The organism is Anaerotignum propionicum DSM 1682 (assembly GCF_001561955.1).
Lineage (GTDB): Bacteria > Bacillota > Clostridia > Lachnospirales > Anaerotignaceae > Chakrabartyella > Chakrabartyella propionicum.
Map to the genome: position 1 here is coordinate 2,423,022 of NZ_CP014223.1, position 25,993 is coordinate 2,449,014.

20 protein-coding genes are annotated in these 25,993 nt (G+C 40.5%); all 20 read right to left on the reverse strand.

What is annotated here, in order from left to right; genetic code table 11:
* Positions 1-830 precede the first annotated feature (830 nt).
* The 20 genes from CPRO_RS11345 to purF all read right to left on the reverse strand — a co-directional run bounded on the left by CPRO_RS11345 (position 831) and on the right by purF (position 25,971).
* Complete coding sequence (locus CPRO_RS11345) at positions 831-1,778, reverse strand: AEC family transporter (protein ID WP_066051856.1); 948 nt, start codon at positions 1,776-1,778, stop codon at positions 831-833.
* An 18-nt stretch (positions 1,779-1,796) separates the two neighbouring features.
* On the reverse strand, positions 1,797-2,549 hold the full coding sequence (locus tag CPRO_RS11350; RefSeq protein ID WP_066051859.1) for an MBL fold metallo-hydrolase: 753 nt from the start codon (positions 2,547-2,549) through the stop codon (positions 1,797-1,799).
* A gap of 530 nt (positions 2,550-3,079) precedes the next feature.
* On the reverse strand, positions 3,080-3,547 hold the full coding sequence (locus CPRO_RS11355; RefSeq protein WP_066051862.1) for a PPC domain-containing DNA-binding protein: 468 nt from the start codon (positions 3,545-3,547) through the stop codon (positions 3,080-3,082).
* Between the two features lie 61 nt (positions 3,548-3,608).
* The gene (locus tag CPRO_RS11360; RefSeq protein ID WP_066051867.1) at positions 3,609-4,487 is read right to left on the reverse strand and encodes an NAD(P)-dependent oxidoreductase; all 879 of its coding nucleotides are present in this window, start codon (positions 4,485-4,487) and stop codon (positions 3,609-3,611) included.
* A 15-nt stretch (positions 4,488-4,502) separates the two neighbouring features.
* Positions 4,503-6,203 (reverse strand): dihydrolipoyl dehydrogenase, encoded by a 1,701-nt coding sequence (lpdA, locus tag CPRO_RS11365; RefSeq protein WP_066051871.1) that lies wholly within the window; start codon positions 6,201-6,203, stop codon positions 4,503-4,505.
* 321 nt (positions 6,204-6,524) lie between these two features.
* Positions 6,525-7,763 carry a dihydrolipoamide acetyltransferase family protein gene (locus CPRO_RS11370; RefSeq protein ID WP_066051874.1) on the reverse strand — a complete coding sequence of 413 codons (1,239 nt, stop codon included), beginning with the start codon at positions 7,761-7,763 and terminating at the stop codon, positions 6,525-6,527.
* Positions 7,764-7,780: 17 nt separating this feature from the next.
* Positions 7,781-8,761 carry an alpha-ketoacid dehydrogenase subunit beta gene (locus tag CPRO_RS11375; protein WP_066051878.1) on the reverse strand — a complete coding sequence of 327 codons (981 nt, stop codon included), beginning with the start codon at positions 8,759-8,761 and terminating at the stop codon, positions 7,781-7,783.
* Complete coding sequence (locus CPRO_RS11380; RefSeq protein ID WP_330383837.1) at positions 8,758-9,756, reverse strand: thiamine pyrophosphate-dependent dehydrogenase E1 component subunit alpha; 999 nt, start codon at positions 9,754-9,756, stop codon at positions 8,758-8,760. Before CPRO_RS11380 ends, CPRO_RS11375 begins: the two co-directional genes overlap by 4 nt.
* A 302-nt stretch (positions 9,757-10,058) precedes the next feature.
* Positions 10,059-11,345: a TRAP transporter large permease gene (locus tag CPRO_RS11385; protein ID WP_066051880.1), complete on the reverse strand. Its 1,287-nt coding sequence runs from the start codon at positions 11,343-11,345 to the stop codon at positions 10,059-10,061.
* Complete coding sequence (locus CPRO_RS11390; protein ID WP_066051883.1) at positions 11,342-11,845, reverse strand: TRAP transporter small permease; 504 nt, start codon at positions 11,843-11,845, stop codon at positions 11,342-11,344. Before CPRO_RS11390 ends, CPRO_RS11385 begins: the two co-directional genes overlap by 4 nt.
* A gap of 246 nt (positions 11,846-12,091) precedes the next feature.
* Positions 12,092-13,129 (reverse strand): DctP family TRAP transporter solute-binding subunit, encoded by a 1,038-nt coding sequence (locus CPRO_RS11395; RefSeq protein ID WP_066051886.1) that lies wholly within the window; start codon positions 13,127-13,129, stop codon positions 12,092-12,094.
* A gap of 238 nt (positions 13,130-13,367) precedes the next feature.
* A complete protein-coding gene (locus CPRO_RS11400) occupies positions 13,368-14,078 on the reverse strand; it encodes a FadR/GntR family transcriptional regulator (RefSeq protein ID WP_066051889.1) in 711 nt (236 codons plus the stop codon).
* 464 nt (positions 14,079-14,542) lie between these two features.
* Positions 14,543-18,238: a phosphoribosylformylglycinamidine synthase gene (locus CPRO_RS11405; protein ID WP_334292472.1), complete on the reverse strand. Its 3,696-nt coding sequence runs from the start codon at positions 18,236-18,238 to the stop codon at positions 14,543-14,545.
* A complete protein-coding gene (purD, locus tag CPRO_RS11410) occupies positions 18,235-19,497 on the reverse strand; it encodes a phosphoribosylamine--glycine ligase (RefSeq protein WP_066051894.1) in 1,263 nt (420 codons plus the stop codon). The genes CPRO_RS11405 and purD overlap by 4 nt, the downstream gene beginning before the upstream one ends.
* Before the next feature lie 17 nt (positions 19,498-19,514).
* Positions 19,515-20,699: a phosphoribosylaminoimidazolecarboxamide formyltransferase gene (locus CPRO_RS11415; RefSeq protein ID WP_066051897.1), complete on the reverse strand. Its 1,185-nt coding sequence runs from the start codon at positions 20,697-20,699 to the stop codon at positions 19,515-19,517.
* A gap of 18 nt (positions 20,700-20,717) precedes the next feature.
* Complete coding sequence (purB, locus tag CPRO_RS11420) at positions 20,718-22,154, reverse strand: adenylosuccinate lyase (protein ID WP_066051900.1); 1,437 nt, start codon at positions 22,152-22,154, stop codon at positions 20,718-20,720.
* A gap of 12 nt (positions 22,155-22,166) precedes the next feature.
* On the reverse strand, positions 22,167-22,886 hold the full coding sequence (locus CPRO_RS11425) for an IMP cyclohydrolase (protein ID WP_200777680.1): 720 nt from the start codon (positions 22,884-22,886) through the stop codon (positions 22,167-22,169).
* A gap of 1 nt (position 22,887) precedes the next feature.
* Entirely contained in the window at positions 22,888-23,496 is a 609-nt protein-coding gene (gene purN, locus CPRO_RS11430; protein WP_066051903.1) for a phosphoribosylglycinamide formyltransferase, read from the reverse strand.
* The gene (purM, locus tag CPRO_RS11435; protein ID WP_066051906.1) at positions 23,490-24,527 is read right to left on the reverse strand and encodes a phosphoribosylformylglycinamidine cyclo-ligase; all 1,038 of its coding nucleotides are present in this window, start codon (positions 24,525-24,527) and stop codon (positions 23,490-23,492) included. The genes purN and purM overlap by 7 nt, the downstream gene beginning before the upstream one ends.
* Positions 24,511-25,971: an amidophosphoribosyltransferase gene (purF, locus tag CPRO_RS11440; RefSeq protein ID WP_330383838.1), complete on the reverse strand. Its 1,461-nt coding sequence runs from the start codon at positions 25,969-25,971 to the stop codon at positions 24,511-24,513. The genes purM and purF overlap by 17 nt, the downstream gene beginning before the upstream one ends.
* Positions 25,972-25,993: the final 22 nt, after the last annotated feature.

Genomic DNA, 25,993 nt, shown 5'->3' on the forward strand with positions numbered 1-25,993 from the left:
AAACAATTCCAAACTTGCCATGCTATTACTATAACATGGGGAAATGTTACCTTTGTCCAAAAATACAAAAAAAGCTAAAAAACTACAGGGATGAGATGTCTATAATTCTGGCAGTTTAAAAAAATATCTACCACCAGTCCAAAAGCCTCTTATAGAGAACTTTGATCAACCGAATTTAAGACTTTTTTCGATTTCATAGGATAATATTCCTCATTCATATACACAACTCATAGGAATTGCTCCAAATTCCTCTTAACAAAAGTATATTTCTCAAAAAAAGCCTATGATTGCTAATAACACTATGACCAATATCTTCTATATAACGAATTATTTTTGCTATCTCCAAATGCTCTGTAATTTATTGAAGCAATCCCCTGGTCAGGCACATTGAAGTTCTACTTCCAAAAGTTTCTTCTGCTCATTTATACCTATTTTAAACTTTTCAATACTCTCCTTTTTGTAGTAAAAAAACAACTGCCTTTCGGCAGTCGAATTTGGGAGTGGGATAAGGCTTTTACACCCTTCCCTTAATAAACCAACGGAAGAGGGACTTTCGTCGATTTATTTATGGAAACATATATTAAAAATGTTTCATCTATGTTATGAGTTAATTATACACAACAAAGACCTAAAAGAAACGTAAATAAAGTGTTAAGGATTCTACCCATACTACACATTGTAGCCTACTATTCCCCTATAAATTACAAGATTTCTATTTGGGGCAAACAGCTTCAAATCAAATTTCCAATGCTTTTCTAACTCCCATTTTGCCATTGCTTCGCTTACACATTGCTTTATATTGAGAAATGTTTTAAATAAATAAAACCACACTATATAAGCCCCAGTCCTCGAAGAATATAAATAAAAAAGAATAATGTAAATGCCGAAAAAATCATAGAATAGATCAAAAAATCCCCAGCTAATTCATAGTCTGCATCAAATTGTATCGCCATTTGGTAATTGGTAATTGCAGTAGGTGCCGAAACAAAAATAAAAACAGGAATTAAATCTGTTCCTCTTAAGCCAAGAAAATAAACCGCAGGGAATAAAAAAATAGCAGGCATAATAACTAATTTAGTAATTAAACCTATCACCAGTACTCTCAAATTTTTCTTAGCTGAGCGAAATTCAAATTGGCCCCCTAGGAAAAGGAACGCCAGTGGTGTTGCCATTTTCGCAACGTCTCCTCCAGCAGTATGTAAAAAACCAGGCATAGGAAGCTTCAAGAGATAAAAAAACATTCCCATAATGACGCCCCATATTATCGGATTTTTCAACGCATTCAGAAAGGCCTTTTTTGCACTGGGCTTTTCACCCATATCCGTAAAAGCTGAATAAACAAACACACCCATTGTATTTAAAATAGGCAAAGTGGCCGCCATAATTGAAGTCGCCAAAGCTACACTTTGGGCACCCCCCAAACTTTTGGAAAAAGGCAGACCATACAGCATAAAATTTCCTCTGTACATGCACTGTATCATAACGCCGATTTTACGGCGATCTTTTACTAATTTAGGTATCAGCGGAGTCAGAACTCCAACAGAAATTAAGATTACACCAATACAAAAAAAGATAATCTTAAGATAAGTAAAATCAATGTTTTTAGCATCATATAAATTAAAAAATACCAACAGCGGGAACAATACATTAAAACACAAGGCATTTCCTTTTCCAATAAAATCTTCTGTCAAAACACCCTTGCGTCTCAACAGATATCCAAAAATAACTATACTGAAGGATGGTGCAACTGCATTAAAAGCAAATAAAAGATTTTCCACCCATAAACCCCTTCTTTCTTAAAAGGACAGGTTTTGCCCACTTTGGTTCCAGATTATAATCTCTTCCCCTTCTTCTCTGTACTTTTCAACATCTCTTTGTGCCATTTTGTAATACATAAAGCGATCGTCCTCAGGAGATGGCAAATGATAAATAATAACTTTTTTCACTTTCATGATTTCTCGCAATATTCTTCTTCCCTTTGGATGATTAAAAAAAATAGGCGTTACAAAAGCAATGTCCGCACTAAAATCCTTTTCCTGGACAAAGTCTTCTTCATAATAATCCACATCTGATAAAAATGCTAATCTAATACCATCTAAATCCAATCGAAAGCATTGATTTGGAATGTCATAGTACTTTTTATCCACATGTCTTGTGGTAAAAATCTTTAGCTTAATGCCTTGTTCCAAGACCGCCTCATTGTTTAAATCAAAGGCAATTCTCCTATCGGCATATTCCACTTCAGCCGCCGCCAAACCATGGGTATCATCAACAGGGGGAAAACAAATTCCCTTAACCTTATTTGCAGCCATATACTCCATAAAATACGGCGTATAAAAGTGGTCATAATGAGAATGTGAAAAAAGCAAATAATCTACATTTGCTAATTCTCCCTTCCCCTTTTTCATTAACTCCCAAGCCCATTCAGGCAAATCTGTAAAATTCTTTCCCAAATCCTTATAAAGTCCATCCAATAATATCCTAACCCCTTTATGAAACACAATCACGCCAGCATTCGATACCAAAACGGCATAGCTTTTTTGTTCCATAAAATATCCTCCAAATCATTTTATCATTTTTATAAGAAAGGCGGCTAATAGCCGCCTCAGACAGTCAACAAAGTTATTTTATGTAGCGAAAAGGCTTGGAAAACAAAGGGCCTCCCAAAGCACTTCCCTGTATAGGCTTTGATCATCTACAAAAACAAGTAGCTTTCAGGCCTCTTGGTATACCGCTCGTTTGTTTTCTCAGTATGCTCCATCAATTAAAATTTTAGGCGTTGTCTAAACCCACTTGCTTTTTAAAAAGAAAGACCAATTTGATTGAAAACGCTTTTTAAATGTTTACATGGGGAAAAACATATTGGCAAAGAAGTCATGGCAATGGGTACTTTTGTTTATCAAAATAATCCAAAGCCTCTAACAGGTTACTAGAACAGCGCCCTAAATTTTAACGGAAAGGAAGCAATAAAAGCACTTACCTTTCAATCTAAAAAAACAATCCAAACTCAAAATCTTATTGTAATCTACGCAAGGGATAGTAACCCCGCCTAATTTTCCCAATAAATTATTCGTCCTGCTTATTTTTGCTTAGGTGCAAATATGAACACTTCCAAATCCTCGTCATATCCTCTACCCATTTCGATGCCATCCACTTCTGCAATGACAACATCAACGGTCATAAGCACCTTATTGCCTTCAATCAAATGACCACCATGGCCTGTACCGTACTGGTCAGATAAACTGTAATGTACATGTAACAAAGTCTCTCCCTTGTCATCATGGCAAATCATACCAGATAGTGCCACCAATTCAATGGCACCTCTTAAAATGATAGGCTCACCGTAACCGTAACCTGCTTTCTTATCCTTCAACGGAACCGGATTAAAGAACTGCGCACCATCCAAACTGCCGATACCGCTCAAAATCACACCATCTTTGATACCGTAGTCTTTACAAATTTTTTCAAGCCCTAAAAGTACATCCTCACCGGGGCTCATTCTTGCAGCAACGATTCTTTTAATGTTTCCCTGTGCAGTTGAAATCATAATATTACTCCTTTCAAACCTCGCCTTTGAAGATTCATCTTTCGTTTGTCATTAACTTTAATTATTTCACTTCAATGCCCATATCCTGCTCAAACATTTTCACAAGGGCGCACTGATCTTCATTAATTAAGCCAGCCTCATCCATTCTGTTCATGTAGTTTAAAACAAGGGCAGACATAGGAATTTCCACACCCATATCCTCCGCAAGCTTTGCTGCATTTTTCATATCTTTTTGATGTACTGCAATTCTGGCGCTAGCACTAAAATCTCTGCTGATAATTTTAGGTACCTTTAAATCCATCACAGCATTCTGGGCAAATCCGTCTTTGATTGCATGAAATAATACCTCTGGATCTAAGCCTGCCTTTACCGCAAAAGCAAACGCTTCAGAAACTGCAATCAAATTGCACCCAACAATCATATTATTGGCAAGCTTGGCAACATCACCACAACCCGAGGAACCCATGTAGGTCACTCTGCTACCGACAAAGCCAATCAAATCCTTTACTTCCTCAAAAACTTCTTTATCGCCTCCGCACATTACAACCAATGTGCCTGCAATGGCTCCCGTTTCTCCGCCACTTACAGGAGAATCAATTAAAGACATTCCTGCCGCCTTCACCTCAGGGTAAAGTTTGCGGATTACACCGGGGAAGGTTGAACTGAAATCAACAATAATGGTACCCTTTTTCCCTTGAACAAGGATATCACTTACTACGCTTTCAACCAATTCATTTTTGGGAAGACACAAGAAAATAATTTCACAATTTTCATATACTGCTTTTGCATCCCCTGTGGCAATTCCGCCGGCCTCAGCAAATTTTTCTCTAGAGGCCTCCATCACGTCAAAACCAATCACAGGGCGACCGCTTTTTTTCAAAATATTTGTTGCCATGGGAAGCCCCATGATACCCATTCCAATAAAACCAAGCTTTTTCATATCGCTTCCTCCTAATTATTTATTGGGAATATGAATTGCTCTCTTTTCAGCTGCTAACGCAGCTTCTCTTACCGCCTCAGTCACTGTAGGATGTGCATGAATTGTAGCAAAAATATCTTCCACTGTTGCTTCCATACCAATAGCTAAAGCACATTCTCCAATCAAATCTGTAGCTCTGGGCCCAAGAATATGAACACCCAATACCTCTTTATATTCCTTACCAATGATGAATTTAATCATCCCCACGCCGCCGTTCATAATCAAGGACTTACCATTTGCCATCAGAGGGAATTTACCAACCTGATACTCTATGCCCAATTCCTTAGCTTTATCCTCTGTCAAACCTACCCCTGCAAATTCGGGGTCTGTATAAACACAAGAAGGATTTGTTGTTCCATCATAATTAACGTCCTCACCCAATGCATTTTCAGCCGCAATTTCGCCCTGTGCAGATGCAACGTGAGCAAGCATAACCTTACCTAAGCAATCGCCAATTGCATAAACATTGGCAACACTGGTCTCCATTTTATCATTTACTGATATACGACCTCTGTCATGGGAAATGCCAACTGCATCCAAATTCAAAGCTTCTGTATCGGTTCTTCTACCAACAGCAACCAAAATCTTTTCTGCTGTAAAGGCTTCTACCTTACTGCCAACTTCAACATTTACTTTTGTAGCTGCACCAACCGCTTCAACAGACTGAACCTTAGCGTCTGTCATGATTTTGATGCCTCTTGTTTCCATCATCTTACGAAGCTGAGCCGTCAATTCACCGTCCATCATAGGTAAAAGCTTGCTCATTGCCTCCACTACAGTAACTTCTGTTCCAAAACGTGAATACGCTGTTGCCAATTCAATGCCTATAACGCCGCCGCCGATTACCAACAAGCTCTTAGGTACTGTGTCGAAGGAAAGGGCTCCGGTGGAATCCACGCAGTTGGCATTTTCCTTTACCCCAGGAATTGGAGGTACAGCAGGTACAGAGCCAGCAGCAATAATAATTTTATCAAAGGTTAGGTTTTCTTTGGAACCATCTTTCTTAGTAACTGCCAAAGTATCCTTTGATGCAAATGATGCAACACCCTCAATCACCTTGATCTTGTTTGCCTTCATCAATCCGCTTACGCCGCTGACTAATTGGTTTGTTACTGCGCTTTTCTTCGCTTGAACCTTGTTCCAGTCAACACCCTTTACTTCCACATTAATGCCCAGCTCCGCCATTTCCTTTGCCTCAGCCAAAGCTTCTGCGGAATGCAAAAGAACCTTCGTAGGAATACAACCAACATTTAAACAAGTACCACCCAGCTTATTCTTTTCAATTAAAGTTACCTCGCCGCCCAATTGTGCCGCACGAATTGCCGCAACATAACCACCGGGACCACCGCCGATAACCGCAATTGTTGTTTTACCATCTTTTTTAGGTGCAGGTGCTACCTGATGGGTCGCTGCTGGTGCCGTGCCGCCAATCACTTCACCTGCTTGCCCAATATATGCCAAAATCCCCTTTACAGGTACATCCTTTCCTTCCTCTGCAACTATTTTGATCAGTGTGCCTTCTGCTTCGCTGGCTACTTCACTGGTTAGTTTATCTGTGGTGATTTCTACAAGAATATCACCAACCTTAACGGTATCGCCTTCTTTTTTGATCCACTTGGAAACAGTGCCTTCTTCCATAGTCAAACCAAGCTGAGGCATTTTTACCTCTACTGCCATTTGAATTCCTCCTAATCTATTTTGTACAAATTTGTACAAACCTTTTTGTTTTTATAAAAGGGTTATTATTCGGCAAAATTTTGAAAAGTCCTCCTTAGGCAGAACCTGCGTTAAGGAGGACCTCCCAATAGACGTGTGCTTTATAGAGGTTTGGGATAATAAAAATACTAAATTTGCAGTATTTCGGGTTGTATTACTATAAAGGCGTCTACTTTTGTTTTTTCGTGAAAGGAGCCGAAACCCTTTCCCTTTTCTTTTGTAATTTATGCTAATATTAGCATTTTATCTTTAGTCATCATGCAAAAAACAGACTATGTCAAATTAAAGTAAAATTTTCATAGGGTTTTCCAACAGCTCTTTGATTGCCAATTCAAACTTGGCAGCTGTTGCACCATCAATCAGTCTATGGTCAAATGTGAAGGAAATGCGCATAAATTGTCTCTTTGAGATATTGCCCTCATCATCCATCACCAACTCATCCTGTACTGCGCATACACCCAAAATACCGGAATCAGGCTGATTTACAATGGGGTCAAATGTCTCTACACCAAACATACCCAGATTGGAAATGGAGAAAGTGGAACCTTTATATTCATCCATACCCAGTTTGTTTGTTCTTGCTCTTTCTGCCAAATCCTTTGCTGTAGCAGAAATTTCCTCAAGACTCATTTTATCAATATCCTTCAAAACAGGAACAATTAAGCCCTCATCCAAGGCAACAGCCATACCAACATTCACATGGGCACGCTTGATGATTTTGTCTCCATCTAATGTTACCAGGATGTGTTTGTTATTTTTCAAAGCCTTTGCAACTGCCTTTAAGATAAAGTCGTTTACGGAATATTTTACGCCAAGGTCTTCGTTAACCTGCTTGCGGAATTTCATCAAGTTGGTTACGTCAATCTTCACGTTCTGTGTCACGCTGGGAATTTCTCTGCGAGACTGTGCCATACGTTCTGCAACAACTTTTCTCATACCCGCCAATTTCACAACTTCGTCACCTTCCATTAAATCAATGGAACCGGAAGCTATAACAGGTGCAGGTGTGGATGCTGCTGCTTGTGTAGCCACCGTTGCCACAACAGGTGCACTTTGTGCTGCTGTCAGAATATCCTTTTGTACAATACGTCCTGCTGGACCGGAGCCCTTAACGTTTGTGTAATCAATCCCCATTTTTGTTGCTGTTTTTCTCGCCAAAGGAGAGATACGTACTCTGCCAGTAGCTGTAACAGCCACTGCTGCCAGAGGTGCTGCCACAACAGGTGCCACCTCTACCACAGGTGCTGTCGCTGGTGCTGCTTCTGCACTGCCCACTGTCTCACCGGGCTCTCCAATATATGCCAACAAGCCTTTTACAGGAATATCTTCCCCTTCTTGTGCAACGATTTTTAACATTGTTCCGTCAAATTCGCTTTCTACTTCGCTTGTCAATTTATCTGTTGTAATCTCAACAATAACGTCGCCGGCTTTCACCGCTTCGCCTTCTTTTTTCACCCATCTGGTTACGGTACCTTCTTCCATGGTAAGGCCCAGCTGAGGCATCTTTACTTCAAAAGCCATGACTTTCCCTCCTTTAATTACTTATTCAGAACTTTTTTCACTGCTTTTACAATATCTGCAGGGTGAGGGAAGTTTTCATCCTCCAGTGTAGGGCTGAAAGGAGAAACAATATTCAGACCGCAAACACGTTCTACCGGTGCATCTAATTCATCAAATAATTCCTCTGCAATCTGTGCAGAAATTTCACCTGCATAGCTGCCTCTTTTTACTTCCTCGGAAAGAACGATAACATTGTGTGTCTTGGAAACAGATTTCACAATTGCATCCCAATCTAAAGGAACTAATGTACGAAGGTCAAGGACTTCAACATGAATGCCCACTTTTGCCAATTCCTCGGCAGCTTCCAAAGCAAAGTATACTTGGCGGCTCCATGTAATAATTGTCAGATCTGTTCCTTCTTTTTTTACATCAGCAACGCCCAAAGGAATTGTATATTCGCCTTCAGGTAATTCTTCTTTTTTCGCATATAACAGCTTGTGCTCCATAAACATAACAGGGTCATCATCACGCACTGCGGATTTCAAAAGACCTTTTGCATCAGCAGCTGTAGAAGGCGCAACAACTTTCAAGCCTGGTGTGTGACAGAAAATATTCTCCAAACACTGAGAGTGCTGTCCTGCGTTTCTTCTGCCTGCGCCCATTGGTAATCTGAGTACCATTGGCACTGTTGCCTGACCACCTGTCATATATCTCATCTTTGCTGCCTGATTAATAATAGGGTCTGCCGCAACTGTAATAAAGTCATCATACATCAATTCTACAACAGGGCGAATACCTCTCATTGCCGCACCCACCGCCATACCGCAGAAACCGGATTCGGAAATTGGTGTATCATATACTCTGTGTTCGCCAAATTCTTTTTGGAAACCAACGGTGATGCCAAAAACATTACCCATCTTCCCCATATCCTCGCCGAGGATAATTACATTTTCATCTCTTGCCATTTCTTCATGCAAAGCTTCACCAATTGCCTTGCTGATGCTTAATACCTTACTCATCTTGCAACACTCCTTTCATTATCAGAGCTATAAACATCTGTTGTAGCTTCGGAAGGATCGGGGTATTCAGATGCTACAGCAAATTCATAGGCCGCATCCATCTCTGCCTTTACTTCCTCTTCAACGGCAACCAGTTCCTCTTCCGTTGCAACTTTTTCGTCTAATAATCTTGCTCTCATGTTGGGAATGCCATCATCTTTATGTGCGTTTTCCATATATTCAGCGGGACGATAGTTGGCAGGGTCTCCGCAGTAGTGTCCTTGATGACGATATGTGATACATTCAACAATAGATGGACCGTTGCCGGCTCTGGCAAAATCCGCTGCCTCTTTTACTGCTTCGTAAACAATCACGGGATCATTGCCATCTACTGTAGTTCCGGGAATATCATAACCTTTCGCGCGAACTGCAATGGTATCTGTATTTGTTACTGAATGAATGTTAGTAGATACACCATATTTGTTGTTTTCACATAGGAATACAACAGGTAGCTTCCAAGCTGCCGCCATATTCACCGCTTCATGAAAAGTTCCCTGGTTTGAAGCACTGTCACCAAAGAAGCAAAGTGTAACATGCTTGTCTCCCAGAACCTTAGAGGCCAAAGCGGAACCGGTAGCTATGGGAATTCCCGCACCAACGATACCATTTGCACCTAAGTGATGCAGGCCTTCAACATCCGCAATATGCATGGAACCGCCTTTACCATTGCAATATCCTGTTTTCTTGCCAAACAATTCGGCAAGCATTTTATCTAATTTGCCGCCTTTGGCAATGGTATGTCCGTGTCCTCTGTGGGTTGTAGCCATATAATCTTCTTTTTCCAAGGCATAGCAAGCACCCGCTGCTACAGCCTCCTGACCAATACACAGGTGAATATTACCTGCAAGCATTCCCTTTGTGAAGCATTCAGCCGCTCTTGTTTCAAATGCTCTGATACGAATCATCATGCGATACAAATCAATGAGCATTTCTTTTGAATATTTCTTCTTAGCCAATGAAATCACCCTTTTCTTAAGTTTTTAGTTATATAATTATATTATGTTTTATAATATTGCTTTCAATTCCGAGTGCCACTTGTAACTTGTCATGTATGTCTCGCAAAACCTCTATTACCTGTAATACAAGATAGTGGCGAATGAAAAGCCGTCTTTTATACGGCCACATAAATTTCTTATCTTTTGTTTCCTAAAAGCCGATTTTCCTTTGTAAATTATTCATTTTCATCCTTTGTATATATTCTTGTAATTTAGGTACCGCTGCTATCAGCGGCACCTAATATACACCCTTTTAAATTTATTTACTTAATCTGTCCAATCATTCTTGGCAAGAACAAGGAGATGTCAGGAATAAAGGTTAAGATGAACAGTGCCACGATACCCGCAATGAGGAAAGGGATAATCTTTCTACAAATATCTGCAACTGGAATTTCTGCAACATTACAACCAACGTAAAGGTTAATACCTACAGGAGGTGTAATCATACCGATTGCCATGTTTACTGTCAAGAAAACACCTGCATGAAGCAGACTTACATCAATTGCGTTCAAAACAGGAACTATAATAGGCAACAGGATATAGAATGCAGAGTTTGCATCAAGGAAGCAACCTGCAATCAAGAAAATAATATTAATTAACAGTAAGATTATGTATTTGTTGTCACTTACCGCAAGAACCATCTGAGACAGCTGACTTGCAATCTGGCTTGTCGTTAAAATCCATGCAAATACCGCTGCTGCTGCAATGATAAACATTACTGTTGCAGAGGATACGGCAGATTCCATAAAAATATGATACAAATCTTTCAGTTTAATTTCTCTGTAAATAAAGATACCCACAATCAAACCGTAAATAACAGCAATACCTGCTGCTTCAGTAGGTGTAAAGATACCTGCGTAAATACCACCTAGAATGATTACTGGTGTCATCAATCCCCAGAAAGCATCCTTAAAAGCAATCAATCTGTCCTTACCACTCATTTTAGGTTGAGCAATAATTTCTTTGTTGTTTCTGGAATCCCATGCTGCTGCCATATAGTACGCAATACCTACAACAATACCGGGAATGATACCAGCGGTAAACAGTGCACCAACAGAAACGTCAGTACAAGAAGCGTAAACTACATACGCAATACTTGGTGGAATAATGATACCGATGGCACCGGAAGCACTAACCAAAGCAGCAGGCATATCTTTGCCATAGCCAGCCTTTACCATTGCGGGAATCAAAACAGGACCAATCGCCGCAACAGTAGCGGGGCCTGAGCCTGAAATTGCAGCAAAGAAACATGCAACAATAACAACGACTGCCATTAATCCACCTTTTCTGTGACCAACGCAAGCGTTTGCAAAACTAATTAAACGTTTGGAAATACCGGCATATTCCATAATACTACCGGCTAAAATAAAGAACGGAATCGCAAGCAACGTAAACTTGGCTGTGCCGGAATATAAGATGCCGGGAATAACGGAAAGTGGAAACTGACCGTACATTAAGCCAACGGATGCTGCTAAACCAAGAGAAATTGCAATGGGTACATTCAGGAATACCAGTACAAAGAATAACCCAAAAAGAATTAAAGTCATCATGCCTCAGTACCCCCCTTTTTTTCTTCATTCCACAGGCCTTTCACTTGAAGATAACCTGCCTGTATTATACGAATGATAACAAAAACCGCACCAACAGGCATAGATAGCCCCTGTACTGCCTGAGGCATTCTCAAAACAGGAGTTGTAGAGCCCATAGCAATCTGACCCTGTACCATTACTATGCCGAAATAGAAAACAAGTACCATAAAGATTAAACTGCAAACCACACTGAATAATGCCAGCATCGCTTTTGTTTTTCCGTGGAACAAATCAACAAGAAAACTCATACCCAAGTGAGCGTATCTTTTAAAGCCGGCTGCAACACCCAACATTGTCACCCATACAAATACTGTAACAGTTAATTCTTCCGTAAAGGAAAAAGAATTTGCAAAACAATATCTAAAAACAACGTTGAGGAAATTCATAATCGCCATATAGGACATCATAAGAATGATGAGCGTTTCTTCAAAATAATCAAGTATTTTGGAAAGCAATTTCATATTTTCCACCTTTCTTTCGTTTTTTAATTTTCATTCACGCCAAATAGCACGAATATTATTACAAAATAAGTATTAATAATTAATAAACTATACTAGTCTTTCAGCGCACCTTTTTCTTTTGTTTAGTCTCTATTAAAATTTCAAAATAATTCCATTATGTACAGTAAAAAGAGAGGGCAGGGACAGCGTGTCTACCTGCCCTCTCGACACTACAGTTTCATGATTTTCTTATTTTTTTATTCTAAATTATTTGTAGCCAAATGCTGCAAAAGCTTCTGCGCCAAACTGCTCTTTATATTTGTCATAAACAGGAGCAACAACTGTCTTCATCTCTGCAATAGCTTCAGGGGACAATTCGTTTACTTCTACACCAATTCCCTTGAACTGTTCAATAATTTCAGCATCCATATTTCTGGAAGCTGCCACCTGAGTTGCACATGCTTCTTTACCAGCTGCGTCGAAGATAGCCTTGTCTTCATCACTTAATTTATTCCAGATGTTACCGCTTACACTCAAAATAATTGGATCGTAGCAGTAATTCCAAATAGTCATATATTTCTGAACTTCCTGAATTTTTGCGGATCTGATTGTGTCATAAGGATTTTCCTGACCATCAATTGCACCCTGCTGTAAAGCTGTAAATACTTCACCGAAAGGCATCTGTGTAGGATCAGCACCCAATGTCTTAAATACGTCAACCAACAAAGAAATCGCAGGTACTCTAACTTTCAGCATAGACATATCAGCTGCTGATGTAATAGGACGCTTGTTGTTTGTAATCTGACGGAAACCATTTTCGCCGATACCAACTACATGTGCACCCTTTGCTTCAACTGCTTTTTTAATAAATTCGGAACCGGTAGAACCTTCATTGAAAATGTACTCATCAACGCTGTCATAGCCATTAGGGAAAATCCAAGGCATACTGATTACAGATAATTCAGGTACTACGTTAGAAATAATCATGGAAGAGTGAAGGTCAACATCTGTTGTGCCGTTGAATAACATTTCAACACCCTTTGTCTGATCGCCAGCTGCAAGCTGCTCATTTCCGTAAATTGTTACCGTATATCTGCCTTCGGTACGTTCCTCAATTAATTTCTTAAACTCATTTGCTGCCACCATCCATACACTAGTTTCAGAAGGTGTTACTGCCATTTTCAGGTTAATTGCCTTTACTTCACCGCCGCTGTTACCATCGCTGCTTTTGCTTCCGCCGCCACACCCTGCAACGCCCAAAGCCATAACAGCACACATAATACCAGCTAATAATCTTTTTTTCATTTCATTACCCTCCTCGTTATTTTGGACTCTTTTCCAACATGTCTTTTTTGCTACTTGCTCGCTACCCCTTCCAAAGCAGCCGGCATAGCTCTTTTCTTTTGTTTTTTTGCGTAACTACGCAATTCTTTCGCGTATATATCCATTGGTACATACACAAATTTATAAAAAGTCCCCTACTTCGGCAAATTGCCTTTTCTGTTCCCTTTTTATCCAAGCGTAAATATCCTATCTTTAGAAATTAACGACCGTTAAAGTATGCAACGTGATAATATGTGTTATCACAGAACAAGTAGTCCTTCGCCCATTTTGGCTTCTTTTCAATCAAATAGGTGTAAAGTTCCACATGCTCTTCCGCTAAAACGGTTAGTGGTTTATCAGTCAATCGAGTAATCTCTTCCATGTAATGAGAAAAAATATCTTTATAATTTAGCATGGAATTATAAAGAAAAACATTTTTTGCCCCTTCAATGATGGCCATATGAAAATCTAGGTCATACTGTGTAAAAGAAGCCCTGTCATCAATTTTTGCTGCTTCCTGCATCTTTTCAACCAAGTCTTTTAAAACATCTTCATTTTCCTTTGTGGCTCTTCTCACAAAAAATTCGATTGCTTTAAACTCAATGGCCTGTCTGAATTCAAAAAATTCTTTAAATTCTTCACTTGAAATATCCGAGGATTTTAAAGCTTCTGGCGGCTCCTCATTCGTAACTCCCTGTTCGGGATTTCTATGTACAAAGGAACCAACACCCTGCATTGTAACCACAATACCACTGCCTTGTAAATTTTGCAGCGCAGCCCTAACACTGGTTCTACTCACACCAAACATGCTGCAAAGTTTGCTTTCAGAAGGAAGCTTATCTCCAACTTTCCACTCCCCGCTGGTAATCTGCTCTAAAATTTGATTATAAACCTCGTCACTCAGTGACAATCTGCCTTTATAGTAATCCATGATTCTCTCCCCTAATCTGCTCTTGCATGGCCCCTTTTCAATACAAAAAGTAGTACGAAAATTATTTGGAGCATTCTTTCGGAGGCTCTATTCGTTGATGTTAATAAAAGTTCTAATACCTGTCGTACACCATGTATTACTTGTACTATAAGTTATCATACAACTCAATAAAAAGCAATTTCCGTTTTGTACAAACATTTAAACAAAAATTTGTATAGATGCCCATACACCTTGGATTTCTTGTGCATTTACATCAAAAAAGCCCATGTTTCGCAGAAAAAAATAATAGTATTTGTAAGTATTCCACTACAGTAACTAAAAAATACATACAAAAAACATTTTGTTGTTCAATATATACACCAGTAATTTCTCTCAGATAAGGCCTCCTTTTTTTGCAATTTGGCATAAAAAAAATATCCTGATATGCTTATATTATCAGGATATTTTTATAGATTGTCAATAAATTATTTATAATATTTCACTGCTGATTCAAATAATTTCATATCATACTTCCCTTGTACGTTCTGATACAAGTTACAACCTATACGTTCCGAGTGTCCCATCTTCCCGATAATCCGACCATCAGGAGAAATCAGCCCTTCAATTGCATTAAAAGAGCCATTTGGATTATATGCAATTTCATTTGTAACATTCCCATTATTATCCACATACTGGGTAAGAACTTGCCCATTCTTTGCTAATTCTTTCACCAATGCCTCGTCAGCTAATAGCCTACCTTCTCCATGGGAAATGGGAACTGTAAATACCTCTCCCGCCTCTACATTCATCAACCAAGGGGAGTTGTTAGAAGCAACTCTGGTGCGAACCAGTTTTGATTGGTGACGCCCAATGGTGTTATAGGAAAGTGTGGGACAAGTTTCATCCGTATCCATTATTTTTCCAAAAGGTACCAGTCCCAGTTTAATTAATGCTTGGAATCCATTGCAAATACCACACATTAAACCATCTTTTTCCTCCAAAAGTTGTGTTACAACTTCTTTAATTTCAGGATTACGGAAGAAAGCAGTAATAAATTTACCTGAACCATCCGGTTCATCTCCACCGGAAAATCCACCTGGAATAAAAATCATCTGGGATTTTTCCACTTCCTTTGCAAATCTTTGAATGGAATCAGAAATACCCGTGGCAGAAAGGTTGTTGATAACGAAAATCTCAGCATTCCCACCTGCCCGTTCCACAGCCTTTGCAGAATCATATTCGCAATTTGTACCGGGGAATACAGGAATCAACACTTTAGGCTTTGCAAAAGATGCTTTTGCCTGAAAATTTTTGTCTGTATGATAGGTAAAGGTAGGTATTTGCTCAGCTTTTGTTGCAATATCGCAAGGATAAACCTTCTCAAGCTTTCCTTCATAAATATCCAATAAAGCTTTCATAGGAATCTCGTCTTTATCAAAAACAATAGCCTGTTTCTCAGTTGTTACACCAAGAAGAATACCAGCTTCAACGTCTACGGACAATTCTAAGATAAAACCACCATACTGATAACCAAATACCATTTCTAAAGTAATTTCATCGGCAAAGGTAAATCCAAGCTCATTGCCCATAGCCATTTTCAAAATTGCCTCAGCAACACCGCCGTAGGTTGGTGTATATGCACTTAGAACCTTGCCATTTCTCATTAATTTATTGACTAAGTCAAAATTAGCCTTTAAGCTTTTGGCTGTTGGCAACCCACTTACATCATATTCAGGCAGTATCAAAACAACCTTATGACCAGAACCTTTAAATTCAGGAGAAATTATATTACTAATCTCCTCTGTGGTTACCGCAAAGGAAACCAATGTAGGCGGTACATCAATATGCTCAAAACTACCGCTCATGGAATCTTTCCCACCAATTGCAGCAATCTCCAGACCTTTTTGCGCCATAAATGCACCCAGCAACGCTGCTAAAGGCTTACCCCAACGCTTCTCATCCTTCATGGGCTTTTCAAAGTACTCTTGGAAGGATAAGTAAACATCCTCAAACTTAGCACCCGTTGCCACCAGCTTCGCCACCGATTCCACCACTGCTAAATACGCACTGTGGTAAGGGCTCGCTTCAGCTATAAAAGGATTATATCCCCAAGCCATTAGGGAGCAGGTAGTCGTATCCTTTTTCTCAACTGAAACCTTGTTTACCATTGCTTGGATAGGTGTTCTCTGGGTTCTTCCGCCAAAAGGCATCAATACAGTCCCTGCACCAATGGTGGAGTCAAAACGTTCAGACAATCCCCTCTTGGAGCAAACATTCAAATCCTCTGCTATTTCCGATAATCCTTCCTTAAAGCTTGCTGGGATTTTCTTTGTAATATCTTTGGGTGCCGCTGGAGCAATAGTAATGTGCTTTTCTGCACCATTGGAATCCAAAAATTCCCGGGAAATATTCACAATATTCTTGCCATTCCATTGCATAACCAATCGTGGCTCTGCCTTTACCTCAGCAACAACAGTGGCCTCTAGGTTTTCGCTGTATGCTAATTCCTTAAATCGCTCCACATCTTCCGCCGCAACTACTACCGCCATTCTTTCCTGTGACTCGCTGATGGCTAATTCTGTACCATCAAGGCCATCATACTTTTTGGGCACTGCATTTAAGTCAATCACCAGACCAGGCGCCAACTCACCAATAGCTACAGATACACCGCCCGCACCAAAGTCATTGCAACGCTTGATTAGCTTAGCCGCTTCTGCGTTACGGAACAAACGCTGTAATTTTCTTTCTTCGGGAGCATTACCCTTTTGCACCTCTGCACCACAGCTCTCCAAGGATTCCACAGTATGAGATTTTGAGGAGCCTGTTGCACCGCCGCAACCATCACGCCCGGTACGACCACCTAAAAGAATAATAATATCTCCATCCTTCGGCTCTTCTCTTCGCACATTCTCTGCAGGTGCCGCACCAATCACTGCACCAATTTCCATTCTCTTTGCCACATAACCGGGATGATAAATTTCGTCCACCTGTCCCGTTGCAAGGCCAATCTGATTCCCATAGGAGCTGTATCCCGCCGCCGCTGTTGTTACAATTTTGCGCTGGGGCAGTTTTCCCGGAATGGTTTGGGAAACTGGTACTGTAGGGTCACCTGCCCCCGTCACACGCATTGCAGCATATACATAAGAACGACCCGATAATGGGTCACGTATTGCACCACCAACACAGGTAGCCGCTCCACCAAAGGGCTCTATTTCCGTGGGATGGTTATGGGTTTCATTTTTGAAAAGCAGTAACCACTTTTCTGTTTTACCCTCCACATTTACATCAATTTTAACTGTGCAAGCGTTGATTTCCTCTGATTCATCTAGCTTGCTTAGTTTTCCTTCTTGCTTTAAAAACTTTGCAACAATGGTGCCCATATCCATTAAATTGATCGGTTTTGTGCGACCAATTGCTTCTCTTGTTTTTAAATATTCGTCATAAGCAGACTGTAATAAGGTATCCTCGAACTTGATTTTATCAATGGTTGTCAAGAAGGTTGTATGACGGCAATGATCAGACCAATAAGTATCAATCATCTTAATCTCTGTAATCGTGGGATTTCTGTCCTCTTCCTTAAAATATGCCTGACAAACTTTAATATCATCCAAATCCATAGCCAAGCCCAAATGCTTCACAAAACCATCTAAACCGGCTTCATCCAACTGCAAAAAGCCTTCAACAGTTGCAACCTCTGTGGGAATTTCATACTGCATTGCTAAGGTCTCAAAAGTGTTTAAAGTTGCCTCTCTAGCCTCCACAGGATTGATAACATATTTTTTAATAGCCAGAATTTCTTCTTCCGTCAGCTTACCGTATAAATAGTAAACCTTTGCCGTACGAACCAAAGGTCTTTCCTGCTTGGATATAATCTGCACACATTCTGCCGCTGAATTCGCTCTTTGGTCAAACTGCCCGGGCAAATACTCTACAGCAAATATAACTACATCCTCTTTCGGCAATGTATCATATAAATGATCAAGCTGGGGCTCAGAAAAAACGGTTGTTTTGCAATACTCAAATAAATCCTTTTCAATACTTTCCACGTCGTATCGATTAAAAAGGCGTAAGTCGGTCAAATTTGTAATCCCCAGCAAATTTACAATATCATGGCGCAATCCATCTGCCTCTGCTGTAAGACCTTGTTTTTTCTCTACATAAACTCTGTAAACCATGCTTATACCTCCGCCGCTAAGGCCTTTTTGCCAATATCCTTGCGATAATATGCATTCTCGAATTTTACGGTTTTTACCGTTTCATACGCCTTCTCAATGGCTTCGCCTAATGTAATCCCAACTTCTGTCACGCCTAATACACGTCCCCCGCCTGTTACCATAATGCCATCCTTAATTTTCGCTCCTGCAACGTATATCCGGTTGCTGTTTTCAGGCAACAAAATAGGGAAACCAGTTTCATATTTTCCGGGGTAGCCTTCCGATGCCATAATCACACAGCAAGCAGCTTTCTCGCTAAATTTCACTTCAGCTTCTGCTAAAGTGCCCTTTGCGATGTGTTGCATAATGGTCAAAAGGTCACTTTCCAATAAAGGTAGCACAACCTGCGTCTCAGGATCACCAAAACGACAGTTATATTCAATCGTTTTAGGTCCATTTGGTGTCAACATCAATCCAAAGTACAAACATCCCTTAAAGGTTCTGTCCTCTTGATTCATCGCTTCCATTGTGGGCAGAAAAATGGTTTTCATGCACTCTGCCGCAATTTCATCTGTATAATAAGGGTTTGGAGCAATCGTTCCCATACCCCCAGTGTTCAACCCCTTATCTCCATCCAATGCTCTTTTGTGATCCATAGAGGAAACCATAGGAAGCATGGTTTTTCCATCTGTAAAAGCAAGTACAGAAACCTCGGGACCAGTGAGAAACTCCTCAATCACGATATGGTCACCGCTGGCACCGAAGATTTTGTCCTCCATCATGGAGCGAACGGCATCCTTCGCCGCTTCTCTTGTTTCCGCAATAACAACGCCCTTACCCAATGCTAACCCATCCGCTTTGATTACTGTAGGAATGGGTGCTGTTTCTAAATATTCCAAAGCATTGGTCATATCATCAAAAACTTCATACTGTGCAGTAGGAATATTATATTTCTTCATTAAATTTTTAGAAAAAACTTTACTTCCCTCTAAAATTGCCGCTCTTTTATTGGGGCCAAAGCAAGGAACGTCAACAGCCTCTAATGCATCCACAACCCCTAATACAAGAGGATCATCAGGAGCCACTACAGCAAACTCAATTCTATTTTCCATAGCAAAAGCTACGATTTTTTCCACTTCCTTCACACCAATATCCACACAAGTGGCATCTTGGGCAATTCCACCGTTGCCGGGAAGAACAAAAAGCTCAGTTACATTGGAATTTTCCTTAATTTTTTTCACGATGGCATGCTCTCTGCCGCCACCGCCAATTACCATGACCTTCATTTCATTCTTTCCCCCTTTTAATGATGGAACAAACGCATTCCTGTGAATGCCATAACCATATTGTGTTTGTTACAGGTTTCAATCACATTGTCATCACGGATGGAACCACCGGGCTCCGCAATATAAGAAACACCGCTTTTTGCCGCTCTTTCAATATTATCACCAAAGGGGAAGAACGCATCACTGCCCAAAGCAACACCCTTGATTGTAGTAAGATATGCCTTCTTTTCTTCTCTTGTTAAGGGCTCAGGCTTTACAGAAAAAATGCTTTCCCAAGCACCATCCGCCAAAATATCCTCATAATCGTCAGATATATAAATATCAATGGCATTGTCCCTTGCAGGACGAGCTACAGATGGCAAAAAGGGTAGGTTTAATACCTTTTCACATTGGCGTAAATGCCAAATATCCGCTTTGCTTCCTGCCAGACGGGTACAATGAATACGAGACTGCTGACCAGCACCCACCCCAATTGCCTGTCCGTCTTTTGCAAAACATACGGAATTAGACTGGGTATATTTTAAAGTAATTAAAGCAACAATTAAATCTCTTTTTGCTTCTTCTGTCAGCTCTTTGTTTTCTGTTACAATGTTTTCCAAAAGAGCCTTATCAATTTTAAAATTGTTTCTCCCTTGTTCAAAAGTAATTCCAAAAACCTGTTTTACTTCTTTTTCCTCAGGAAGGAAATCAACATCAATTTCTACAACGTTATAGGTTCCATTTCTTTTTGCTTTCAAAATTTCTAAAGCCTCTGCTGTATAACCGGGTGCAATAACACCGTCGGATACCTCTCGCTTAATCATATTTGCTGTCACTGCATCGCAAACATCGCTTAAGGCAATCCAATCACCATAAGAGCATAAGCGGTCAGTGCCCCTTGCTCTGGCATATGCCAAAGCAATCGGAGATTCATCCAGACCTTCAATATCATCCACAAAGCAAGCCTTTTTTAAATCTGCGCCCATAGGCGTACCTACCGCCGCAGAGGTAGGGCTTACATGCTTAAAAGAAGTTGCCGCAGGCATACCCAAAGCTTCTTTTAATTCCTTTACCAACTGCCAGCTGTTAAAGGCATCCAAAAAATTGATGTAACCGGGTTTTCCGCTCAAAATTCGGATAGGCAAGTCACTGCCGTCTGTCATATAAATTCTTGCAGGTTTCTGATTTGGATTACAGCCGTACTTTAATTCAAATTCATTCATTTTAAAAGCCTCCTGTTATCAAACCTTTAACTCCGCTTCAATTTCACCTTCATACCATTTTGCAATAATGGGTTGCGCAATCTCTTTTATAAATTCATCCACCTGAGAAGCACTTCTGCCGATATATAAAGATGGATCTAATTCCGCCTTAATTTCTTCTAATGTCAGTGGGAATGCATCGTCCTCTGCAATTCTTTCAATCAAATCATTCTTGCCACCCTCAAGCTTCACTTTTGCCGCCGCCGCATGGGAATGGGTACGCAGCAATTCGTGCAATTCCTGTCTGTTGCCGCCTTTTTTTACGGATTTCATCATGATATTTTCTGTTGCCATAAAAGGCAGTTTTTCCATCACACGACGCTCAACAACCTTATCATAAACAACCAAGCCAGCTGTCACATTCATATAAATATTCAAAATAGAATCAATTGCCAAAAAGGCTTCTGCACTGGAAATACGCTTGTTCGCAGAATCGTCCAATGTTCTCTCAAACCATTGTGTTCCTGCTGTCAATGCAGGGTTTAAGGAATCCACAATCACGTATCTTGCCAAAGCGGAAATTCTTTCGCTTCTCATAGGATTTCTCTTGTAGGGCATTGCAGAGGAACCAATCTGATTTTTTTCAAAAGGCTCTTCCATTTCCTCAAAAGACTGTAAAATACGCATATCGTTGGAAAATTTGTAAGCACTCTGGGCAAAACCGGAAAGTACAGATAAGAAATAAGCGTCCACCTTACGGGAATAGGTCTGACCGGAAACAGGCACACAGCCCTTAAAGCCCATATCTAAGGCAATCATTTCTTCCATTTTCTTGATCTTTTCTTCGTCCCCTTCAAACAGCTCCATAAAGCTTGCTTGGGTACCTGTAGTTCCCTTTGAACCCAATAAAAGCAATTCTTCCAAACGATGCTCCAATTCATGGATATCCTGACACAATTCATAAATCCAAAGAGTGGCTCTTTTGCCAACTGTTGTCAACTGTGCAGGCTGTAAATGGGTATAAGCCAAACAAGGAAGGTTCTTATAATTATCTGCAAATTCAGAAAGATTTTTTACAACCTGTGCCGCTTTTTTCAAAATGATATGAGATGCCTCTTTTAAGATAATCACATCTGTGTTGTCTCCAACGTAACAGGAAGTTGCCCCTAAGTGAATGATTGGCTCTGCCTTAGGGCACTGCTGGCCATAAGCAAATACATGGCTCATAACATCGTGGCGTACAACTTTTTCTCTTGCTTCCGCAACTTCAAAATTAATATCATCTTTAAAAGATTCCAATTCAGAAATTTGCTCGTCTGTAATTTCTAAACCCAAGGCTTTTTCGGCTTTAGCTAAAGCAATCCAAAGCTTGCGCCATGTACGAAACTTAAATCCCTCGGAAAAAACAGCCTGCATTTCCTTGCTGGCATATCTGGTTGAAAAAGGGGAAAGATAAATTTCCTTTGTGCTATCCATATCTGAATCTCCTTATTTGTTTTTATTTATCATACGGTTTTCAATGGTTCCTGTTTTCAAATCAATATATCTTACATAAAGAGAAATCTTGTTTTCTTCATTTAGATTCCCCCAAATTTCTTGCACCAAATCATCAATCTGATTCGGAATTTCTGCTCGCTCTGGTTCTCCTTGGAATGTAGGCAGAGGATTGCCATCACAAGCATAGGTGTGAATAAAATGTCCCAAACCATTTACAGCTGGAAAAGAAAAGGAATATCTGCTGCAAGCACTGCCCTTTGCATCGGTGCTTTTCAGAATACTCATTTTATACGTAAAATCCGCTTTCCCAAAGGTCAGCATACCGCTGATTCTTGGTGTAAAATTGGGGGCATCAGGCTCAAATTCTCTAGTCTCCAAGCCCTCCTCAAAGGTTTTTCCAGCTTGAATAAAATCAAAAATGGTATCTGTTTGGTCTCCGTTAGTTACAATCAATTTGTTTTCCAATTTTTTAATGGGAGAATATATAATTAAGGAAGGGTCTTCTACCTTGGATTCATCAAAGGGCTTGATAATCACTTCTTCACCGTTTTCAATAAAAACACGGTTACGGCTGTTTTCACTGCGACCCATAATAAAGTATGCAGTTGCCGCCTTGCTTCCATCCGCTGTTTTTCCAATTACTATCCCTCTGCCAACGTAAGGGTTTTCCTTTACCAAGTCCCTCATGGGGTTGATCTTATAGATATCCATATCAGTTTCCTTTCTGTAATTTACAAGCTACCATTTCCACAGCTTTGGGCAAAAGCACCCATTCTGCTTCTTCCATGACTCTTTTTTGCAATACCTCTGGGGTGTCGCCCTCCAAAATCTCCACAGCCTTTTGCAGAATGATTTCCCCTCCATCAGGAATCTCATTCACATAATGCACCGTAGCCCCTGTCACCTTCACGCCGTAACCAAGGGCAGCTTCATGCACATGCAAGCCATAAAACCCTTTGCCACAAAAGGAAGGAATCAAAGACGGATGAATATTCACAATTCTCTTGGGATAAAGGGCGGTAAATTTCTCGCTGAGTAAGGACATAAACCCTGCCAAAACAATCATATTAATTCCGTTCTCATCCAACACATTTTTCATTTCTTCTTCATATGCTTCTTGAGAAGGAAATCCTTTTCTTTTGATCACTACACTTTTAATGCCGTTTTCTTCAGCCCTGGTTAAAGCATAAGCACTGTCGTTGCTAGCCAAAACCAGCGCAATTTCACCACTGGGTATTTCCCCTCTTTTTTCAGCATCAATGAGTGCTTGTAAATTCGTGCCGCCGCCGGAAACAAAAACTGCAATTTTTGTTTTTAGCATATAACGACACCTTCCTCGGCCACTACAATTTCACCCATAATATATGCATCCTCGCCGTTTGCCTTTAGGATTTCCAATGCTTTTTCAGCATCTTCTTTTGCCACAACAACACTCATACCCACACCCATGTTAAAGGTGTTAAACATATCTCTTTCGGGAATATTGCCTGTTTTAGCAAGCAAATCAAAAATTGGCAGGATACGTAATGCTTTTTTATCAATCTTCGCCCCAAAACCCTTGGGAATGCTTCTGGGAATGTTTTCGTAAAAACCACCGCCTGTGATATGAGAAACTGCCTTAACTGAAATTTCTTCAAACAAAGCAAGCATAGGCTTTACATAGATTTTTGTTGGTGTCAGTAAGGTTTCCCCTAAGGACTTTCCACCCAGTTCCGCAACAGGCGCCTTCATATCAGTATTTTCCACATCAAACACACGGCGTACCAAGGAAAAACCATTGGAATGCACACCGCTGGAGGGCAATGCAATCAGCACATCCCCTTCTTTGATTGTTTTATTATTCAAAATTTTAGCTTTATCTACAACGCCAACCGAGAAACCAGCCAAATCATATTCATCATCTGGATAGAAACCAGGCATCTCTGCGGTCTCCCCGCCGATTAATGCCGCACCGGATTGAACACAGCCTTCTGCTACACCGGAAACAATAGACGCAATTTTTTCAGGAAAGTTTTTGCCCACAGCAATATAATCCAAGAAAAATAAAGGCTTTGCACCAACGCAAATGATATCGTTCACGCACATAGCAACGCAGTCAATGCCCACAGTGTCATGCTTGTCCATCAAAAATGCCAATTTCAGCTTTGTGCCTACACCGTCGGTACCGCTTACCAAAACAGGCTTTGTAATCCCTGTCATATCCAATTCAAACAGACCGCCAAAGCCCCCAATATCAGACATGACTCCTGCTGTCATTGTTTTTGCAATATGCTGCTTCATCAGCTCAACTGCTTGGTATCCTGCAACAATGTCCACACCTGCTGCTTTATAGCTCTCACTGTGACTCTTCATCTTGATTTTTTCTCCTCTCGCTGAGCTTATTTTCAAATCTATTTTTATCAGCCTCTGTTGGTTTTTCTGTGGGATACTTGCCGTCAAAGCAGGAAGCACAGTAACCCTCACCGTTGGGGGTACCAATCAGCATACTTAAATGGTCAAGACTTAAATATCCTAAGCTGTCTACGCCAATAATATCTCTAATTTCCTCTATGGTATGGTTACAGGCAATCAAATTCTCCTGAGAATCCACATCCGTTCCATAAAAGCAAGGGTACAAAAAGGGAGGAGCAGAAGAACGCATATGCACCTCAGTTGCTCCCGCATCCCTAAGAAGCTTTACAATCCGTGCGGAGGTTGTCCCTCTTACAATGGAATCGTCCACCAAAACTACTCTTTTTCCTTTTACCGTTTCTGCAATTACGTTTAACTTTATCTTCACTTTATCCTCACGGACCTTTTGTCCGGGAGAAATAAAGGTACGCCCAATGTACTTGTTTTTAATAAATCCAATACCGTAAGGAATGCCGGACTGTCTTGCATAGCCAATTGCCGCATCCAACCCTGAATCCGGAACGCCGATGACAACATCCGCCTGTACAGGGTGCTCCATGGCAAGACAAGCCCCCGCCTTCACCCTTGCATCGTGCACACTTCTGCCTTCCACACGGGAGTCAGGTCTGGAGAAATAAATATATTCAAATATACAGATAGTGGGCTTTACTTTTTCACAATGGTCTGTAATGGTACGAATTCCTTCATGGTCAAAAACCACAATTTCCCCGGGACGAATATCTCGAATAAACTTCGCACCAACGGCATCCAAAGCACAGCTTTCAGAAGCAACAATGTAGCTGCCATCCTCTGTTATCCCATAACATAAGGGTCTGAATCCATTTTCATCCCTTGCCGCAACCATTTTGGAAGCAGACATAATCACTAATGAATACGCTCCTTTTATGCGGTTCATGGCACGGTTTACTGCCTCCTCAATGGAAGGGGCATTCAATCGTTCCTTTGTAATCATATAAGAAATAACTTCTGTATCACTTGTTGTGTGAAAAATAGAGCCTTGTAATTCCAATTCTTGTCTTAATTCAAAAGAATTTACCAAATTGCCGTTATGGGCCAATGCAAGCTTGCCTTTGATGTGATTTACAACGATAGGCTGGGCATTGGTACGGTCATTCACTCCAGTTGTGCCATAGCGTACATGGCCAATCGCCATATTGCCTTCTCCCAAGGAAGCCATCACCTGAGGGGTAAATACATCGTTTACCAAGCCAGGATCTTTATGAAAACGAAAAATACCATCGTCATTTACTACAATGCCGCAGCTTTCCTGACCTCTATGCTGTAAAGCAAACAGACCATAATAGGTTGTTGCCGCAACTGTGGCGGTTTCTTTTCCAAAAACACCGAATACACCACATTCCTCATGAATTTCATTCATACACATGTTAGCACCTCGTCTATTCACT

Coding starts and splice junctions, on each gene's coding strand:
- CPRO_RS11350 (WP_066051859.1), bottom strand. CDS start 2,549: ATGGAACAAAAAAGCTATGCCGTTTTGGTATCGAATGCTGGCGTGATT.
- CPRO_RS11355 (WP_066051862.1), bottom strand. CDS start 3,547: ATGATTTCAACTGCACAGGGAAACATTAAAAGAATCGTTGCTGCAAGA.
- CPRO_RS11360 (WP_066051867.1), bottom strand. CDS start 4,487: ATGAAAAAGCTTGGTTTTATTGGAATGGGTATCATGGGGCTTCCCATG.
- lpdA (WP_066051871.1), bottom strand. CDS start 6,203: ATGGCAGTAGAGGTAAAAATGCCTCAGCTTGGTTTGACTATGGAAGAA.
- CPRO_RS11370 (WP_066051874.1), bottom strand. CDS start 7,763: ATGGCTTTTGAAGTAAAGATGCCTCAGCTGGGCCTTACCATGGAAGAA.
- CPRO_RS11375 (WP_066051878.1), bottom strand. CDS start 8,761: ATGAGTAAGGTATTAAGCATCAGCAAGGCAATTGGTGAAGCTTTGCAT.
- CPRO_RS11385 (WP_066051880.1), bottom strand. CDS start 11,345: ATGATGACTTTAATTCTTTTTGGGTTATTCTTTGTACTGGTATTCCTG.
- CPRO_RS11390 (WP_066051883.1), bottom strand. CDS start 11,845: ATGAAATTGCTTTCCAAAATACTTGATTATTTTGAAGAAACGCTCATC.
- CPRO_RS11395 (WP_066051886.1), bottom strand. CDS start 13,129: ATGAAAAAAAGATTATTAGCTGGTATTATGTGTGCTGTTATGGCTTTG.
- CPRO_RS11400 (WP_066051889.1), bottom strand. CDS start 14,078: ATGGATTACTATAAAGGCAGATTGTCACTGAGTGACGAGGTTTATAAT.
- purD (WP_066051894.1), bottom strand. CDS start 19,497: ATGAAGGTCATGGTAATTGGCGGTGGCGGCAGAGAGCATGCCATCGTG.
- CPRO_RS11415 (WP_066051897.1), bottom strand. CDS start 20,699: ATGAATGAATTTGAATTAAAGTACGGCTGTAATCCAAATCAGAAACCT.
- purB (WP_066051900.1), bottom strand. CDS start 22,154: ATGGATAGCACAAAGGAAATTTATCTTTCCCCTTTTTCAACCAGATAT.
- CPRO_RS11425 (WP_200777680.1), bottom strand. CDS start 22,886: ATGGATATCTATAAGATCAACCCCATGAGGGACTTGGTAAAGGAAAAC.
- purN (WP_066051903.1), bottom strand. CDS start 23,496: ATGCTAAAAACAAAAATTGCAGTTTTTGTTTCCGGCGGCGGCACGAAT.
- purM (WP_066051906.1), bottom strand. CDS start 24,527: ATGAAGAGTCACAGTGAGAGCTATAAAGCAGCAGGTGTGGACATTGTT.
- purF (WP_330383838.1), bottom strand. CDS start 25,971: ATGTGTATGAATGAAATTCATGAGGAATGTGGTGTATTCGGTGTTTTT.